This window comes from Vibrio sp. R-1 (assembly GCF_035615595.1).
GTDB lineage: Bacteria > Pseudomonadota > Gammaproteobacteria > Enterobacterales > Vibrionaceae > Vibrio > Vibrio cholerae.
The window spans coordinates 1-16,106 of sequence record NZ_WPDC01000075.1 but is presented as its reverse complement, the minus strand read 5'-3'; the positions used below and the strand labels follow the sequence as shown (position 1 = coordinate 16,106).

General features: G+C 49.1%; 15 protein-coding genes, 1 tRNA gene and 1 riboswitch. Of the genes, 6 read left to right on the top strand and 10 right to left on the bottom strand.

Annotation, left to right across the window (positions count from 1 at the left end):
• Positions 1 to 101: 101 nt before the first annotated feature.
• Both GOU96_RS13850 and GOU96_RS13845 read right to left on the bottom strand, forming a co-directional pair.
• On the bottom strand, positions 102 to 2,408 hold the full coding sequence (locus GOU96_RS13850) for a zinc/cadmium/mercury/lead-transporting ATPase (RefSeq protein WP_267782828.1): 2,307 nt from the start codon (positions 2,406 to 2,408) through the stop codon (positions 102 to 104).
• 112 nt (positions 2,409 to 2,520) lie between these two features.
• The gene (locus GOU96_RS13845; protein WP_000377741.1) at positions 2,521 to 2,937 is read right to left on the bottom strand and encodes a CBS domain-containing protein; all 417 of its coding nucleotides are present in this window, start codon (positions 2,935 to 2,937) and stop codon (positions 2,521 to 2,523) included.
• A gap of 227 nt (positions 2,938 to 3,164) precedes the next feature.
• Here GOU96_RS13845 and GOU96_RS13840 point away from each other — a divergent pair, with 227 nt between their 5' ends.
• The gene (locus tag GOU96_RS13840) at positions 3,165 to 4,139 is read left to right on the top strand and encodes a GGDEF domain-containing protein (protein WP_000200627.1); all 975 of its coding nucleotides are present in this window, start codon (positions 3,165 to 3,167) and stop codon (positions 4,137 to 4,139) included.
• A gap of 14 nt (positions 4,140 to 4,153) precedes the next feature.
• Here GOU96_RS13840 and moaE read toward each other — a convergent pair whose 3' ends face one another.
• The 5 genes from moaE to moaA form a co-directional block, all read right to left on the bottom strand.
• Positions 4,154 to 4,606, bottom strand: a complete 453-nt coding sequence (gene moaE / locus GOU96_RS13835; RefSeq protein WP_001914666.1) for a molybdopterin synthase catalytic subunit MoaE — start codon at positions 4,604 to 4,606, stop codon at positions 4,154 to 4,156.
• Position 4,607: 1 nt separating this feature from the next.
• A complete protein-coding gene (moaD, locus tag GOU96_RS13830; protein ID WP_069647881.1) occupies positions 4,608 to 4,853 on the bottom strand; it encodes a molybdopterin synthase sulfur carrier subunit in 246 nt (81 codons plus the stop codon).
• Positions 4,850 to 5,329: a cyclic pyranopterin monophosphate synthase MoaC gene (moaC, locus tag GOU96_RS13825; protein WP_032472887.1), complete on the bottom strand. Its 480-nt coding sequence runs from the start codon at positions 5,327 to 5,329 to the stop codon at positions 4,850 to 4,852. Before moaC ends, moaD begins: the two co-directional genes overlap by 4 nt.
• 10 nt (positions 5,330 to 5,339) lie before the next feature.
• The gene (gene moaB, locus GOU96_RS13820; RefSeq protein WP_000509705.1) at positions 5,340 to 5,852 is read right to left on the bottom strand and encodes a molybdenum cofactor biosynthesis protein B; all 513 of its coding nucleotides are present in this window, start codon (positions 5,850 to 5,852) and stop codon (positions 5,340 to 5,342) included.
• A gap of 59 nt (positions 5,853 to 5,911) precedes the next feature.
• Positions 5,912 to 6,901 (bottom strand): GTP 3',8-cyclase MoaA, encoded by a 990-nt coding sequence (gene moaA / locus GOU96_RS13815; RefSeq protein WP_069647987.1) that lies wholly within the window; start codon positions 6,899 to 6,901, stop codon positions 5,912 to 5,914.
• Positions 6,890 to 7,029, bottom strand: a riboswitch (molybdenum cofactor riboswitch). Its footprint overlaps the gene before it by 12 nt.
• Before the next feature lie 178 nt (positions 7,030 to 7,207).
• Between moaA and GOU96_RS13810 the strand changes: the two genes are divergently transcribed.
• Positions 7,208 to 8,098 carry a YvcK family protein gene (locus tag GOU96_RS13810; RefSeq protein WP_000061070.1) on the top strand — a complete coding sequence of 297 codons (891 nt, stop codon included), beginning with the start codon at positions 7,208 to 7,210 and terminating at the stop codon, positions 8,096 to 8,098.
• Here GOU96_RS13810 and luxU read toward each other — a convergent pair.
• The 3 genes from luxU to uvrB all read right to left on the bottom strand — a co-directional run bounded on the left by luxU (position 8,087) and on the right by uvrB (position 12,259).
• The gene (gene luxU, locus GOU96_RS13805; RefSeq protein ID WP_001209531.1) at positions 8,087 to 8,428 is read right to left on the bottom strand and encodes a quorum-sensing phosphorelay protein LuxU; all 342 of its coding nucleotides are present in this window, start codon (positions 8,426 to 8,428) and stop codon (positions 8,087 to 8,089) included. The genes GOU96_RS13810 and luxU overlap by 12 nt on opposite strands.
• Before the next feature lie 3 nt (positions 8,429 to 8,431).
• Entirely contained in the window at positions 8,432 to 9,799 is a 1,368-nt protein-coding gene (luxO, locus tag GOU96_RS13800; RefSeq protein ID WP_001888250.1) for a quorum-sensing sigma-54 dependent transcriptional regulator LuxO, read from the bottom strand.
• Between the two features lie 429 nt (positions 9,800 to 10,228).
• Positions 10,229 to 12,259: an excinuclease ABC subunit UvrB gene (uvrB, locus tag GOU96_RS13795; RefSeq protein WP_258501627.1), complete on the bottom strand. Its 2,031-nt coding sequence runs from the start codon at positions 12,257 to 12,259 to the stop codon at positions 10,229 to 10,231.
• A gap of 586 nt (positions 12,260 to 12,845) precedes the next feature.
• Here uvrB and GOU96_RS13790 point away from each other — a divergent pair.
• From GOU96_RS13790 to rsxC, 4 genes are all read left to right on the top strand, one after another.
• Positions 12,846 to 12,921, top strand: a tRNA-Asn gene (locus GOU96_RS13790).
• 219 nt (positions 12,922 to 13,140) lie between these two features.
• Positions 13,141 to 13,722, top strand: coding sequence for an electron transport complex subunit RsxA (gene rsxA, locus GOU96_RS13785; RefSeq protein WP_000141550.1), 582 nt, complete (start codon positions 13,141 to 13,143; stop codon positions 13,720 to 13,722).
• Positions 13,722 to 14,309 (top strand): electron transport complex subunit RsxB, encoded by a 588-nt coding sequence (gene rsxB, locus GOU96_RS13780; protein WP_000104485.1) that lies wholly within the window; start codon positions 13,722 to 13,724, stop codon positions 14,307 to 14,309. Before rsxA ends, rsxB begins: the two co-directional genes overlap by 1 nt.
• Positions 14,310 to 14,317: 8 nt before the next feature.
• Positions 14,318 to 16,106: electron transport complex subunit RsxC (gene rsxC / locus GOU96_RS13775; RefSeq protein ID WP_324701981.1), on the top strand; the 1,789-nt coding region annotated here is incomplete at its 3' end.

Here is a 16,106-nt window from a genome sequence, read left to right as displayed (position 1 = left end):
CTCTTGCCGTCTACCTGCAACTCCAAGTAGTTTTGGTATAGTCGTTGAGACTTGAACCACATACGGAAAAACTAGGAGGCGAACCTCCTAGTTAAACGACCTTATTCCGAAGTCGAAGAGCGGAATTTAAGCAGACGCAGTGCATTGAGCGTGACCAGTGCGGTTGCACCGCTGTCGGCCAACACCGCCATCCATAATCCGGTGATGCCAAGTAAACTGGTGACTAAGAACACCGCCTTAAGTCCCAAGGCTAAGACCACGTTTTGGCGAATGATGGCCAACGTAGCACGAGACAGCTCAATCATCCCCGCCAACTCAATCAAGCGATTGTGAGTCAGTGCTGCATCGGCGGTTTCTAGCGCGACGTCGGTGCCGCCGCCCATTGCGATACCAATACTCGCCTCTTTCATGGCTGGGGCATCGTTAATGCCATCGCCCACCATGGCGACACGTTGATGTTGCGCCAACTGCTGAATGTAGCCGACTTTATCTTGCGGCAATAAACCTGCCCGAAAATCCATATTCAGTTGCTGGCTCATTGCGGCCGCGCTGCGTTCGTTGTCTCCCGTCAGCATCAAGGCGTTAATCCCGAGTTGATGTAAGGCGGCGACCGCTTGACGTGCATCACTGCGCATCGTGTCTTGCCAAGCAATCACACCAACCACCGCGTCACTTGCCAGCATCACGACTACGGTTTTACTTTCAGCTTCAAGCATTTCGACATGCTGTTTCACCACGTCGGACAATTTGGTTTCGACCCGATTTGGCGCAAGCAGACGATACTGTACACCATCAATCTGGCCGCTAATGCCTCGCCCAACCAAGGCGGTACGCTCTTGCGCTTGTGGGATGGTAAGTTGCTCCGCCTGCGCTTTTGCCACCAGCGAGGTCGCTAGGGGATGATGTGATCCCATCTCAATCGCAGCAGCCCGAGCTAATAAGGTCGTGCTATCCCAACCTTGCAGCGGGATAAGGTCTGTGACTTGCGGTTTACCTTCAGTCAAAGTACCTGTCTTATCAAAGGCAATGGTCTCGATTTTTCCCAATTGCTCTAATGCCGCACCACCTTTAATTAAAGCCCCACGACGCGCCGCCGCCGCCAAACCCGAAGTGATCGCCGCAGGTGTGGAGATCACTAGCGCACAAGGACAAGCGATGAGCAGCAAAGCAAGGCCACGGTAAATCCAAGTCTGCCAATCGGCACCAAACGCTAATGGCGGGACCACAATCACGGCGAGCGCGACCAGCATCATCAGCGGGGTATACCAACGACTGAATTTATCTAAAAAACGCTCCAGGGGTGCTTTGCGCGATTCCGCCTCTTCAATCATATGCAAAATGCGGTCGATGGCGTTTTCACCTTGTTTCGAGGTGATTTCAATCTGCACCACCTTATCCACGACTACACAACCTGCAGAAACCCGCTCCCCTGCCGTTAATTCGACAGGTAAGGATTCGCCCGTTAACGCACTGTTATCCAGACTGGCGGCGGCAAGTAAGCGCCCATCCGCAGGTAAACGACCTCCGGGAGCCACTTCAATGACATCGCCCGGTTGCAACTGCGCGGCAGGAACGGTGACACGATCTCCATGTTCTATACGAATCGCCGTTTCTGGCACCAGCGCCATCAAGGCTTGTACGCCCGTACGTGCCCGAGAAGCGGCATAAGCCTCCAAGCGCTCACCAATCAAAAACAGCAGTAATACCATGGCGGCTTCTAAGGTTTCCCCCAAATAAAGCGCGCCAATTGCGGCAACCGACATTAAGGTTTCAATCGAGAAAGGAGAACCCGATTTGGTGAGACGCCAAGCTTGTTGAAGGATAGGGAACAGCCCCAATAGACAAGTCAGCGTATAAATCCAGCGGCTAATCTCGCTAGAGTTGACTAAGGCACCTACTGCCATCAGCGCAGCGATACCGAGAATTCGTGCGTTTTCACTCTGCCAGAAGGGCGGCTTGGATTGGGATAGTGTTGCCGCTGAACTGGCGGCTGGGTTTAGGCTAAAACCGCTGTCGCGTACCGCTTGTTCGATAAGCGGCGCGGTTGAGGGTTGATTAAAGCCAACCACCAATTTCTGAGTAGCGAACATTACCTGCACTTGAGTGACATCACCCAACTGCTTAACGGCTTTTTCAATTTTTTGTGCGCAAGAAGGGCAATCCATTCCTGCGATATACCAACTCTGCTGATAGTGTGATGAACGTGGTTCGTGACGTCGCTCGGGGTCTTCTTCCAACGTCGCACCGCCACCACCCTCACTGGTACAGCAACTATCGCCGTCACAAGAAGCGCTTACGCCTGCCGCACGAATGGCGACAATTTTGGGGCTTCCGTCACAGCTCGTTTGGTGGCGGTGCATAGGTTGAGTTAACGATTTTGAACGACAAGCATGGTGTTTAGTACACATATTTCCATCTCCTTTTTGTGTGCTGTGATCAGCTTACACCTTGGAGTCAACTTCAAGGTCAAGCGGATTCAAGCACAAAAGCATAAAAAGTTGGACATGCTCATCGGTCACATTAAACCGGATGTTGAAAACAGTTGGTTAAGGTTTTGCTCAAGGCTCGTAGCACATCACGCCGCGTGATCACACCGACCAATTTGCCATCACTCACCACAGGATACATTTTCGGTTTTCCGACCTTCATCATCGCCGCAAGCTCAATAATGGAGGTCTCTGGCGCAACCGAGAGCACCTCTTTGTGCATACAATCACTCACCAAATGGGCATCTTGGCAGTGATAACTGGCATGCACCAGCTTATCCAACAAATCCTGTTCGGATAAAAAGCCAATCACATGCCGCTGCGCATCAATCACAGGGCCGCCCATGTTGTCTGAACGCACCACTTTTTCGAGCGCGGCACTGAGCGACATATCTGGACTGAACGTTACCGCTTGTAGGGTCATATAATCGCTGACTTTCAGTGAGTCCATCCTGTTCTCCTTTATTAAACCCATCTCACGCTGATTGAGTTAAGTGTTGTTCAAAATGAGCCATTTATCCTGTTTCATTTTGTGGTTGCACCACACAATTTCCAAAAATTCATCCTTTTTATGAACATGAGCTTTTGAGAATGAATGTGACGGCCTACCCGTATCCGTTCTGAGTAAGATCATCTATAAATAGAGTAATAAGCGATCACTCATTAGGAATCAGGTCGGTGACTTCTATTTTTTCCTCGACGATTATTGCCAATCCTGAAATTCTGCAGTTTATTTTTCAATCACTGCCTGAGCCCACTTTTCTCATCAATAAGCAAGGGGTGTATATCGAAGCATGGGGAGGTACGGACAGTGAGCGTCATCACAACCCCTCTTATCTGGTCGGTTTAAACCAGTATGATGTGTTACCAGCAGCACAGGCTGCTTGGTTTACTGACGTCATCCAACAAGCGATCGAGCAAGGCTGTGCCAAAGAGTTGGAATATGAAATTGATCCAACCCAGTTGCCCTGTTTTGACAATGTCCCTGGGCCAAGCCAAAAGCAGTATTTCTCCGCATTAGTCATCCCTCTTCCCAACACAGACATGGTGTTATGGACTGTACGTAATATCTCAGACTACAAGCACACGGTTGAAAAACTCGCGCAGCATCAGTTGGAACTTGAGCACCTGACTCATATGGATCATCTAACCCAAGTGTACAACCGTTACGCAATGGATTCGTTGCTGCCGCAAGCACTGGACATCGCCCGACTCGATCGGGTCAGCAGCGCATTATTGATGATCGATATTGACTGTTTCAAAGAGTACAACGACGGATATGGCCATATTCAAGGCGATGATGTCCTGCGCAAGGTCAGCCAAACGCTGCGTCAATGGAAATCGAATCTCGATCTCTGCTTTCGCTACGGCGGGGATGAATTTTTGATTTTTATGACCAGAGTCGATGCAAAGCAGAGCCAGCAACGAGCCGAAAAACTGATGGCGATGATTCATGAGCTGAACATCCCACACCTGAGTTCTCGAGTGGCGGATCATGTGACGATTACCATAGGTATTCGCCACTGTGATCAAATAGAGAAAGAAATGACCGCGGAAAAGCTTGTGTTAGTGGCTGATAAAGCGCTGTTTCATGCCAAACATGAGCAACGTGGCACCATTCATATGTTTAGTAGTACCACTTGGCATGAATAGCCTTGTTACTCCCCTTATTCCCAGCGCTGCGCGGCTTGATGATCGCTGTCGCGTGAATCAATCCAGCGACTCGCTTCGGTCGTCAGCTCTTTTTTCCAAAATGGCGCGCGGGTTTTCAAGTAATCCATGATGAACTCGCACGCTGCAAACGCAGCATTGCGGTGCGCACTGCTGACACCAACCAACACGATTTGATCGCCGCTGAGCATATCGCCGATGCGATGAATAACGCGAACGCGTTGTAGAGGCCAACGCTCCTGAGCCATATCGCAAATCTCCAGCAAGGATTTTTCCGTCATGCCCGGATAGTGTTCAAGGTGTAATCCCACCACATTATCGCCCAAGTTCATATCTCGCACTTTGCCGACAAAAGTCACCACAGCGCCCGCTTGAGTCCCTTGCGCTAACGCTTCATATTCTTGAGCAACAGAGAAATCTTCCTTCTGCACCGACACGCGATGGTCCATACTAGCCTCCGGTCACTGGTGGGAAAAAGGCCACTTCATCGCCATCGTTTAACTCTGTATCGAATGGCACAATCGATTGATTAACGGCCGCCAATAGCTTACCCGGTTCAAGTGCCATATCCCACTTACCCGGCTGCTGCGCTAAATGTTGGCGCAAAGCATCTACCGTTGCAAAAGCGTGGTCAACCACCAGACTATCGCACTCCACCAACTCTCGAGTTTGGGCAAAAAACAGCACCTTAATCATGCATCCACCTTAAAGTGTCCTGATTTTCCGCCCGATTTTTCAAGCAATCGCACGTTCTCAATCACGATGTCTTTCTGGACCGCTTTGCACATGTCGTAAATGGTCAGTGCCGCCACCGATGCCGCCGTCAGCGCTTCCATTTCCACCCCGGTTTTACCACTGAGTTTACACAGCGATTCAATGCGCACACAGTTTTGTTCTGGCAAGGCTTCAAGCTGTACTTCCACCTTGGAAAGCAGCAACGGGTGACAGAGCGGAATAAGCTCCCACGTACGTTTCGCGGCTTGAATGCCCGCAATTCGCGCCGTGGCAAACACATCCCCTTTATGGTGCTGGCCAGAGAGGATGAGTTGCAGCGTTTCGGGTGCCATGCGCACATAGGCCTCGGCACGAGCTTCACGGACGGTATCGGCTTTATTCGACACATCCACCATATTGGCTTCACCCGAAGCATTAATGTGAGTGAGTTGGCTCATCAAACCTCCCCTATACCGTTAGGTGCGGCATAAAGTTACATGGGCGATGGGAAGCATCCAATTGCTGTTTAATGATTTTTGTCCAACCGGTGCGGCATGCGCCAGTCGAGCCCGGCATAGCAAAAATCACCGTGTGGTTCGCAAAGCCCGCAACCGCGCGCGATTGAATGGTCGAGGTGCCAATCTCTTCAAAAGAAACCATGCGAAACAGCTCGCCAAAACCTTCCACTTCTTTATCAAACAGAGGCTTAAGTGCTTCAGGTGTGCTGTCACGTGACGTAAACCCAGTGCCACCGGTGATCAGAATCGCTTGGATGGTTTCATCCGCAATCCACTGTGAAACCACCGCACGGATTTTGTACATATCGTCAATCACGATCTGTTTATCTGCCAGTGTATGGCCTGCTTCTTGAAGCTGCTCTGCCAAGTAACGGCCTGAGGTATCGTTTTCTTCCGTGCGCGTATCTGACACGGTTAAAACGGCGATGTTTGCTGCTTGAAATTTGCTTTCTGCGTGACCCATTTGTTCACCTTTTCAAAATGGTTAAACCTCAATGGTGAGGTCAGATTATCGGTAGAAACTCAGCCGCCAATCGAGGCTAAATGCGGCGTCACACCCGAATTTCCATCATGCAGGAAGTGGGTTTCCGCCTTGTTTTGCAACTGAGTTTGAATTCGTTCAATCAATGCGTTTTCTTGGTGATCGTCTTGCAAAAGATCGCGTAGCTCGATGCCTTGTTCGCCAAATAAGCACAGATGCAGTTTGCCGAGTGCTGACACCCGAAGGCGGTTACAGCTGCGACAAAAATCTTTCTCATAAGGCATGATAAGGCCAATCTCGCCTTGGAAATCCGGGTGGATAAACACCTGTGCAGGGCCATCGTTATCGGCTCTGGCTTTGAGTAACCAGCCGTTACCGAAGAGATAGTCGCGGATCGAAATGCCAGAAACATGATGGCGAGCAAACAGCGCGTCCATTTCTCCGGTTTGCATCAACTCAATAAAACGCAGTTGGATGGGGCGAGTTTTAATCCACGCCATAAATTTGGGCAGTTCAAGGTGGTTAAGATTTTTCATCAGTACCACGTTGACTTTGACTTGCTCGAATCCAACTTCAAAGGCGCGATCAATGCCGGACATCACTTGCTGAAAGCGGTTTTCACCGGTGATTTGCGCAAACATACGTGGATCTAAGCTATCTACGCTGACATTCAGTTGAGTCAACCCCGCTTCGCGCCACTCACCAATATGTTTGGCTAAACGGTAGCCATTGGTGGTCGTCGCCACTTTTTGAATGCCGGGAGTTTGCGCTATGGCATGAATAATCTCGCCAAAATCTTTGCGCAGTGAAGGTTCACCGCCGGTAATTCTGACCTTGGAAGTGCCACAATGGGCAAACGCACTCACCACTCGGCGAATCTCATTCACCGTCAGAAAAGAGGCAGGGCGATCCGCTGATGGCTTGTAACCATCAGGTAAGCAATACGTACATTTGAAATTACAAACGTCGGTTATGGATAGACGTAAATAGTAAAATTTACGCTGAAATCTGTCTTCGAATTGTTGCGCCACAGAACACCTTTCCAAATACGGGAGGCAAAATCATTTCCAATTCTGCCCTTGTGACAAGCGGTCACTGGCTTACAACGCATATTTAAAGGTTTAAACTTAGCGCGATAAGCTCGGAGTTAAGGCCAAGCACTATGATGTTGCCATCTCTTTAGCCCAGGCTGCTGGTAAAATACTTAATAATTGTACGTGATTCTAGCCTTAACCAGAAAAAAATGGTTACCTCGCAGAAATTAGCCCTAAATGGGTACTCATTATGAACCAAGTTCGCTAAATTGCTGCGAGTTATGAAAAAATAAGAAAAAACTTATGTCTCTATACGAAAACAAAAAAGTGGTTGCGATTGGCGGCGGCCACGGTCTTGGGCGAATGCTGGCAGCGCTCAAAGTGTTTGGTTCCAATGCCACAGGCATAGTCACCACCACAGACAACGGCGGCTCGACAGGACGCATTCGTCACTGCCAAGGTGGGATTGCTTGGGGAGATACCCGTAACTGCATCAACCAGTTGATTACCGAGCCGTCGATCAGTTCAATGATGTTTGAATACCGCTTTAAAGGCGCAGGGGAGCTCAACGGCCACAACTTGGGCAACCTAATGCTCACCGCATTAGATAACCTTTCGGTGCGCCCATTGGATGCGATCAATCTTATTCGCAACATGCTCAAAGTCGATGTCAATATCCTACCGATGTCTGAACATCCATCCGATCTGGCAGCCCTCGCTATGGATGGCAAATGGGTCACCGGTGAAACCAGCGTCGATGAGATGACTCAAGATTTGCGAAGACTTGACCTTGCGCCTGAAGTCCCGGCCACCAAAGAAGCGGTAACCGCCATTCAAGACGCAGACTGCGTGATTCTGGGCCCCGGAAGCTTTTTAACCAGCGTCATGCCTCCTCTTCTGCTGCCAGAATTGGGCAAGGCGATTGCTCGTAATCAAACTGCGAAAGTCATTTTTGTCGAGAACCTATCGCCAGAATATGGACCTGCAGGACGAATGAGCTTAGAGCAAAAATTGGAATGGTGTGAACGCGCCTGCCAAGGGCGCAAAATTGATGTGGTATTGGGCCATCACCCTCATCCAGAGTTAGAACAGCGTTGGAATTTTGTTACCCGAGATTTGGCTTCCGCCAACCGCGACTGGCGTCATGATCGGCAGAAGCTGAGACAAGCTATCGAAGAGCAGTTAATGAACTAAATCGGAGTAGCATTGATGCGTCTGCTTCAGTAACTCAAGCATGTGTTCCACCTCTAGCGAGATGTCCATCATCTCGCCAGATTTGGCGCGACTATCTAACTCCACCGCTTTGGCGCACAAGCGATCAGCCCCAAAACTGGCCGCACTGCTTTTCAGCGCATGGCTGATTTCCTTGAGATACCCGAGTTTGTCCGCGACCGTATCACTGACTAACTTACTTTGGTAATCATTGAGTTCACCAAGAAAAATGTTGACCAAGATCGGCACGTTTTCTTCACCGATCTCCTTCGCCAGTAAGTCGATTTTGCTTTGGTTGATCCATTCTCTCATCGCTTACCGTTCCTTCTCTTTTTCTTTCACTTTTTCATTCCAAGTTTGCAGCTTGCGATAGATGGTTGACGGGCTGACATCCAGATAGGTCGCGGCGCGAGGAATGTTACCATCACACGCTTCGATGGCTTGTTCAATGGCTTGTTTTTCGGTCATCCACAGCGGAAAAATCTCATGCACGGATACTTTATTCTCATGCGCAAGCGGTAAAGCCCGATTGATCGGCGCGGACATTTGATTAAGAGGAGGAGGCAGCATATCTAGGGTGATTTCACGACCTTCATTGAGCACAACCACGTTGCGCAAAACGTTTTGCAATTGACGCACGTTGCCCGGCCACTCGTATTGACGAAAACGCTCCACCACTTCAGCCGACAAACGGACAAAATCTTTGCCCTCTTCCTTGGACATAAAGCCAAGCAGTGAATAAGCAATCTCGATCACATCATCACCACGCGCGCGCAATGGCGGTAAATGCAGCGGGATCACATACAAGCGGTAGTACAGATCTTCACGAAAACGTCCTTCTTGCACTTCCTTCCACGGATCGCGGTTCGTTGCACACACAAAACGCACATCCACGCTTTTCATTTTGGAAGAGCCGACTTTTTGGAATGTCCCTGTCTGGATGAAGCGCAGCAGTTTGGTCTGCAGATCCAGATCCATTTCGCACAATTCATCCAAAAAGAGGGTTCCCCCATCAGCCGCTTCTGCCGCGCCTTGACGCTCAGTCGCCGCCCCAGTAAAAGCCCCTTTAACGTGACCAAACAACTCACTTTCAATCAGATCTTTCGGAATGGCCGCACAGTTGATGGCGATAAATGGTTTATCTCCACGCTTGCTCGCGGCATGAATCGCTTCCGCGCACACTTCTTTACCGGTACCACTTTCGCCGGTAATAAAAATACTGGCTTTGCTGCTCGCCGCAGAGTCAATGGTGCGGTACACCGCCTGCATGGTTTGACTGCTACCAATAAAGCCTTGATAGTTTTGATTTTTATTATCAACATCGTTTTTGAGTTTCGAGGCTTTGCGAATCGCATTATTCACTGTGACCCGCAGTCGGTCCGCTTCACACGGCTTGATCAAAAAGTCTTGCGCACCATGACGCATGGCTTCAACCGCCGTATCAATCGAACCATGAGCGGTCATAAACACGATAGGCACATCCGGTGATTTCTCTTTCACTGCATAGAGTACGTCCATCCCAGTCATATCTGGCAAACGTAAATCCAGCAGGATTAAGTCAGGCTCGCGACGGCCAATACTCTCGATGGCATCGCGTCCGGTACCCACGATATTGATATCAATATCCAGCGGTGTGAGGTAAGAACGATACAGCGCCGCCACCGATGCCGTGTCTTCTACCATGAGGACATATTTTGTTTTCTGCAAAGATTGATTATGTTGCATAGCCTAGCCATATTATTTTGCATTTTGCTGTAATAATTGCATTTGGAATTGCATTTTGCAAATTTGAATTGGGATTTCTTGATAAATGATGCCAAACATCACACATCTAGACCGATTTGAGTTGGCACGATATGTGCTTGATTACTACTGACCCGCAAGGGTCACCTAGCCAACTGACGTTGTTAGTGAATAATCAATGTTCACAAATAACAGCCAATAGACTCATTCTATTGGCTATTTTTTTATCTGCGTGTTTGAAATCGGTGTTTTTCTCTTCCTAAACACTTGCTCAGTGGCGCCTGATTTATCCCTAATTCACATAAAGATACCTATGATTGGCGAACACTGTCGTGTTATCGCGCAGCTTCCTCAAAAATGAAAGCAAGGCTAACTATTGGCGATAAACTGCTGACGCAACTGATGAATTTCATCACGTTTTTGCGCGGCCAACTCAAACTCTAAGTTCTGTGCATGCTGATACATTGCGGCTTCTAATTTACTGATCTCTTTTTCAAGCTGCTGAGGGGTCAACACTTGGTAAGCCGCCGATTCTTCAGCCACTTTCGCCAATGGCACCACTTTGCTGTTCTTCTGTTTACGCGATTTCGCAATATCGCCCAGCTCCATGATGTCTTTAACGCTGCGTTTTAAAGGCTGCGGCGTGATACCGCGCTGCTCATTATAAGCCAGCTGCTTCTCACGGCGACGCTCGGTTTCATCGATCGCTTTACGCATGGATTTGGTGATCGAGTCGGCATACAAAATTGCTTTACCATTCACGTTACGTGCTGCACGACCCATGGTCTGAATGAGTGAACGCTCGGAACGCAAAAAACCTTCTTTATCAGCATCCAAAATCGCCACTAAAGCGACCTCTGGCATGTCCAGACCTTCACGTAGCAAGTTGATCCCCACCAACACATCAAATATGCCTAATCGTAAATCACGAATAATTTCTACCCGTTCGACGGTATCAATGTCCGAGTGTAAATAGCGAACTTTCACACCATGCTCATGCAGATATTCGGTTAAATCCTCGGCCATGCGTTTGGTTAAGGTAGTCACCAAAATCCGCTCATCATTGGCCGCGCGAATGCGCGCTTCAGAAAGCAGATCATCCACCTGAGTGGCGACCGGACGTACTTCAATAATCGGGTCTAACAAACCGGTTGGACGAACCACCTGCTCCGCCACTTCACCACCCGATTTAGTGAGCTCATATTCACTCGGTGTTGCTGACACAAAGATGGTTTGCGGTGCTAATGCTTCAAATTCATCAAACTTAAGTGGGCGGTTATCCAAGGCTGACGGCAGGCGAAAACCGAACTCCACCAGCGTTTCTTTTCGCGAACGATCGCCTTTAAACATCGCGCCAATTTGCGGCACGGTGACGTGTGATTCATCGATGATCAGCAAGCCATCGTGAGGCAAGTAATCAAAGAGCGTTGGAGGCGGCTCGCCTTCTGCACGACCACTTAGGTAACGTGAGTAGTTTTCGATCCCTGAGCAGAATCCCAATTCGTTCATCATCTCAATATCAAACTGAGTTCGCTGAGCAATCCGCTGCTCTTCCAGCAATTTATTGTTATCCAGCAAATATTGGCGGCGGACCTGCAACTCGCTCTTAATCTGCTCTATCGCCTCAAGAATGCGCTCGCGTGGGGTGACATAGTGAGTTTTGGGGTAAATCGTAAAGCGAGCTAAATCGCGTGACGTAATCACGCCGGTCAGCGGATCAAATAAACTGATGCATTCGATTTCATCATCAAACATTTCCACTCGAACAGCTTCTTGATCCGATTCGGCAGGGAAAATATCAATCACTTCTCCGCGTACCCGGAACTGACCGCGCTCAAATGCCATATCATTGCGTGAATATTGCAGCTCCGCCAAACGACGCAACATGTCGCGTTGGTTAATCACATCACCACGACGTAAATGGAGCATCATTTTTAGATAAGAGTCCGGATCGCCCAGACCGTAGATGGCAGAAACTGAAGCGACAATCACCGCATCTTTGCGCTCAAGCAAGGCTTTAGTGGCCGATAAGCGCATCTGTTCAATATGAGCGTTCACGGACGCGTCTTTTTCAATAAAAGTATCCGTGGTCGGCACATAGGCTTCTGGTTGATAGTAGTCGTAGTAAGAAACGAAATACTCCACCGCATTGTTGGGAAAAAAGGCTTTCATTTCGCCGTACAATTGAGCCGCCAGTGTCTTATTAGGCGCAAGTATAATGGTGGGACGCTGCGCGGTGGCAATCACATTCGCTAACGTAAAGGTTTTACCTGAACCCGTTACCCCAAGCAGAGTTTGATGAGCCAAGCCCGCTTCCAACCCCTCCAGCAATTGCTTAATCGCTGTCGGTTGATCGCCTGCGGGTTGATAGTCTGAAACCAATTCAAATGCTTTGCTCATTGCATCCTCGTCACGCTTTTGTGTTGAGCGCTATTGTGGCGGGATGCTGACCGGATGATCAAGCACTTCTTCTCTCGCTTTTTGCCACGTACAACGTGGTGTAAACAGATTTCGTAGTTCCTGTGGGGCAGATCTTAATCTTCGTGAAAATATTCCTAGCTTCCTCAATAGAGGTTTGCTAACATCCTCAGCCCTACATCGGCCTAGCGCCACTCTTGATCCAAAAAATAATCCACCTGTTTTCCCCAGATTTTCTTCTGAACGCATTTTCTTGTCTGTAATTCATCGATTTACTAAGCTGAGTTACCACTGTGGAAAAGCTAGAAATTCCCAACAAAAATAAATACTTAACGAAAACACCACACCAAAATCAAACTGAGTATTTACTCAAGACTTATTCGCTCAAACATTAACTCAAGATCCATCAACACACTTATCCACAAATTTGGTGGATAAGTGAATACAGCTCAATAGCGGTAAGGGATACAAAAAAGTAAACCCTTTACGACATAAAAAAGTGCGCTTTTTTTCATTGAAAATCATTGACACCCACTAGCTGGGTCGTTAACATCCGCGCCTAAACTATTCCTCCTTAGTTCAGTCGGTAGAACGGCGGACTGTTAATCCGTATGTCGCAGGTTCGAGTCCCGCAGGAGGAGCCAAATTTAGAGCCCAGTCAGTAACGACTGGGCTTTTTTATTGATGTTTTTCTCTGCAAGATTCCCGTCAAGATCTCCTATCAATCCCTGCCATTGGCATCCTATTTGCCACTTATTGCGTATAATTTATCTCCATCTACCTAAAACCTTATCTTTCCTTGGTTGTTATTGCTTTGGCAAAGCAGGATAATGCCGGGATCGGAAGCAAACATTTATATAACTATGACCGAATATCTTTTGTTGTTAATCGGCACCGTGCTGGTCAATAACTTTGTACTGGTGAAGTTTTTGGGCTTATGTCCTTTTATGGGCGTATCAAAAAAACTAGAGACCGCCATTGGCATGGGGTTGGCGACGACGTTCGTCCTCACCTTAGCTTCGGTGTGCGCTTATCTGGTGGAAAGTTACGTGTTACGTCCGCTCGGCATTGAGTATCTGCGCACCATGAGCTTTATTTTGGTGATCGCTGTCGTAGTACAGTTCACCGAAATGGTGGTGCACAAAACTAGTCCGACACTCTATCGCCTGCTGGGCATTTTCCTGCCACTCATCACCACCAACTGTGCGGTGTTAGGGGTTGCGCTGCTCAACATCAACGAAAATCACAACTTTATTCAATCGATCATTTATGGCTTTGGCGCTGCGGTTGGCTTCTCGCTGGTGCTCATCTTGTTCGCTTCGATGCGTGAGCGAATCCATGTTGCCGATGTCCCCGCTCCCTTTAAAGGCGCATCCATTGCGATGATCACCGCAGGCTTAATGTCTTTGGCCTTTATGGGCTTTACCGGATTGGTGAAACTGTAATGAGTACCATCGTCATCGCTGTTATTGCGCTGGCGGCATTGGCCGCCGTGTTTGGAGCCATTCTCGGCTTTGCTTCGATTCGCTTTAAGGTAGAAGCCGACCCTATCGTGGACCAAATAGATGCTATCCTGCCACAAACCCAATGTGGCCAATGCGGCTACCCTGGATGTCGCCCTTACGCCGAAGCCATTGCTAATGGTGATGCGATTAACAAATGCCCTCCGGGTGGCCAAGCGACCATTGAAAAACTTGCAGATTTGATGGGTGTCGAAGTTCAAGACTCCGCCCACGATCTGGACGACAAAGTCAAAATGGTCGCCTTTATCCATGAAGACATGTGTATCGGCTGCACCAAGTGTATTCAGGCTTGCCCGGTCGATGCGATTGTGGGCGGTAACAAAGCCGTACACACAGTGATCAAAAATGAGTGCACGGGTTGTGACCTGTGCGTCGCGCCTTGCCCGACCGACTGTATTGAAATGATCCCGGTACAAACCACGCCAGAGAGCTGGAAGTGGCAACTCAATGCCATCCCTGTGGTCAATGTGACCGATTCTGCGCCTGCTGCGCAGAAAAGTGCGAATTAAGGATGGGTATGTTGTCATTAATCGAACAAATCAAATCAGGTAAGCTTTGGGACTTCCCCGGCGGCATTCATCCGTTTGAAAATAAACACCAATCCAACCGTCAGCCGATTATCAATGCGAGCATTCCGAATGAGCTGGTACTACCGCTCAAGCAGCACATTGGTAAGGCCGGCGATCTACTGGTGAAAGTGGGCGATCGCGTTTTAAAAGGCCAGCCGCTGACGCAATATACGTCGACCTTCATGTTGCCGATTCATGCGCCGACTTCTGGCGTCATTAGCGCTATTGAGCCGCGCACTGTCGCTCACCCTTCCGGTTTGAGCGAGCTGTGTATTGTACTGACACCAGACCAACAAGAAGAGTGGTTTGATTTACAGCCGCAGCCCGATTATCAACAGTTGTCCCCTGAAACACTGTTGGAGCTGATCCGTCAGGCAGGTATTTCAGGTATGGGTGGCGCAGGCTTCCCGACCGCGAAGAAACTGCAATCTGGGCTATCACGCACCGAAATCTTGATCATTAACGCCGCCGAGTGTGAGCCTTATATCACCGCAGATGATGTGTTAATGCGTCAATATGCCCACGAAATTATTCAGGGGATCGAGATTGTTGAACACATTCTAAAGCCAAAACTGACCATCATCGGGATTGAAGATAACAAACCGGAAGCTGTTGCAGCGCTGCAACAAGCCGCGCAAGACAAACCGATGGTGATCCGCGTTATCCCAACCAAATACCCGTCTGGTGGTGAGAAACAACTCATCAAAATCCTGACTAACTTGGAAGTTCCGAAAGGTGGTATTCCTGCCGATATCGGTTTGATGGTGCAAAATGTCGGCTCATTGCAGGCGATTGCGCGCGCGATTGTGCATGGTGAACCGCTGATCCGCCGTGTAGTGACACTCACCGGTGATTGTTTCCGTAAACCACGTAACGTTTGGGCATTGCTCGGCACGCCTGTCCAAGCGCTGCTCAATGAGTTTGGCTACAAAGCCGATAAAAAGCTGCCGCGTCTCATCATGGGCGGCCCGATGATGGGCTTCACTCTGCCCCATGCGCAAGTGCCGATCACTAAAACCGCTAACTGTATTCTTGCGCCTACACGCAATGAGTTAACCAGTAGTGATAATGAGATGGCGTGTATCCGCTGCGGTCAATGCGCCGAAGCCTGTCCGGTATCGCTATTACCACAGCAGTTACAGTGGCACGCGAAAGCCGAAGAATTTGATAAGTGCGAAGAGCTCAATCTAAAAGACTGTATTGAATGCGGCGCTTGTGCTTATGTCTGCCCGAGTGAAATTCCGTTGGTGCAGTACTATCGCCAAGCCAAAGCAGAAATTCGTACCCGCAGCTTAGAAGCGGAAGCCGCTGAACGAGCAAAAGCACGCTTCGAAGAGAAAAAAGCGCGCATGGAGCGGGATAAAGCGGAGCGTGAAAATCGCTTCAAGCAAGCGGCGGAAGATCGCCGCAAAGAGATGCAGCAGCAAGGTGGCTCCGATGCGATTGCGGCGGCCATTGAACGGGTTAAAGCCCAAAAAGCTCAGCTCGAGCCAACCGATAACAGCGTAAAACCGGCTATTGCGGCTGCGATTGCACGCGCTAAAGCCAAACAGGCAGAAGCAGCGCAAAGTGGTGCCAGTGAGCCTGATAATAGTGAAATGGCTAAACTGCGTGAAGAGCGTAAACGCCAAGCTCGGGAACGCAAGGCACAAAAAGGTGAAGTGACTGAAGCATCAACCAGTGATGATGCGGACGATAAGAAATCGGCCGTCGCTGCGGCCATTGCTCGCGCTAAAG

What these genes read in the sequence shown, in the direction of transcription:
- moaD (WP_069647881.1), bottom strand. Translation starts at nt 4,853, where the DNA reads ATGATTAAGGTGCTGTTTTTTGCCCAAACTCGAGAGTTGGTGGAGTGC.
- moaE (WP_001914666.1), bottom strand. Translation starts at nt 4,606, where the DNA reads ATGGACCATCGCGTGTCGGTGCAGAAGGAAGATTTCTCTGTTGCTCAA.
- moaC (WP_032472887.1), bottom strand. Translation starts at nt 5,329, where the DNA reads ATGAGCCAACTCACTCACATTAATGCTTCGGGTGAAGCCAATATGGTG.
- rsxA (WP_000141550.1), top strand. Translation starts at nt 13,141, where the DNA reads ATGACCGAATATCTTTTGTTGTTAATCGGCACCGTGCTGGTCAATAAC.
- GOU96_RS13810 (WP_000061070.1), top strand. Translation starts at nt 7,208, where the DNA reads ATGTCTCTATACGAAAACAAAAAAGTGGTTGCGATTGGCGGCGGCCAC.
- GOU96_RS13845 (WP_000377741.1), bottom strand. Translation starts at nt 2,937, where the DNA reads ATGGACTCACTGAAAGTCAGCGATTATATGACCCTACAAGCGGTAACG.
- luxO (WP_001888250.1), bottom strand. Translation starts at nt 9,799, where the DNA reads ATGGTAGAAGACACGGCATCGGTGGCGGCGCTGTATCGTTCTTACCTC.
- GOU96_RS13850 (WP_267782828.1), bottom strand. Translation starts at nt 2,408, where the DNA reads ATGTGTACTAAACACCATGCTTGTCGTTCAAAATCGTTAACTCAACCT.
- luxU (WP_001209531.1), bottom strand. Translation starts at nt 8,428, where the DNA reads ATGAGAGAATGGATCAACCAAAGCAAAATCGACTTACTGGCGAAGGAG.
- rsxB (WP_000104485.1), top strand. Translation starts at nt 13,722, where the DNA reads ATGAGTACCATCGTCATCGCTGTTATTGCGCTGGCGGCATTGGCCGCC.
- moaB (WP_000509705.1), bottom strand. Translation starts at nt 5,852, where the DNA reads ATGGGTCACGCAGAAAGCAAATTTCAAGCAGCAAACATCGCCGTTTTA.
- uvrB (WP_258501627.1), bottom strand. Translation starts at nt 12,259, where the DNA reads ATGAGCAAAGCATTTGAATTGGTTTCAGACTATCAACCCGCAGGCGAT.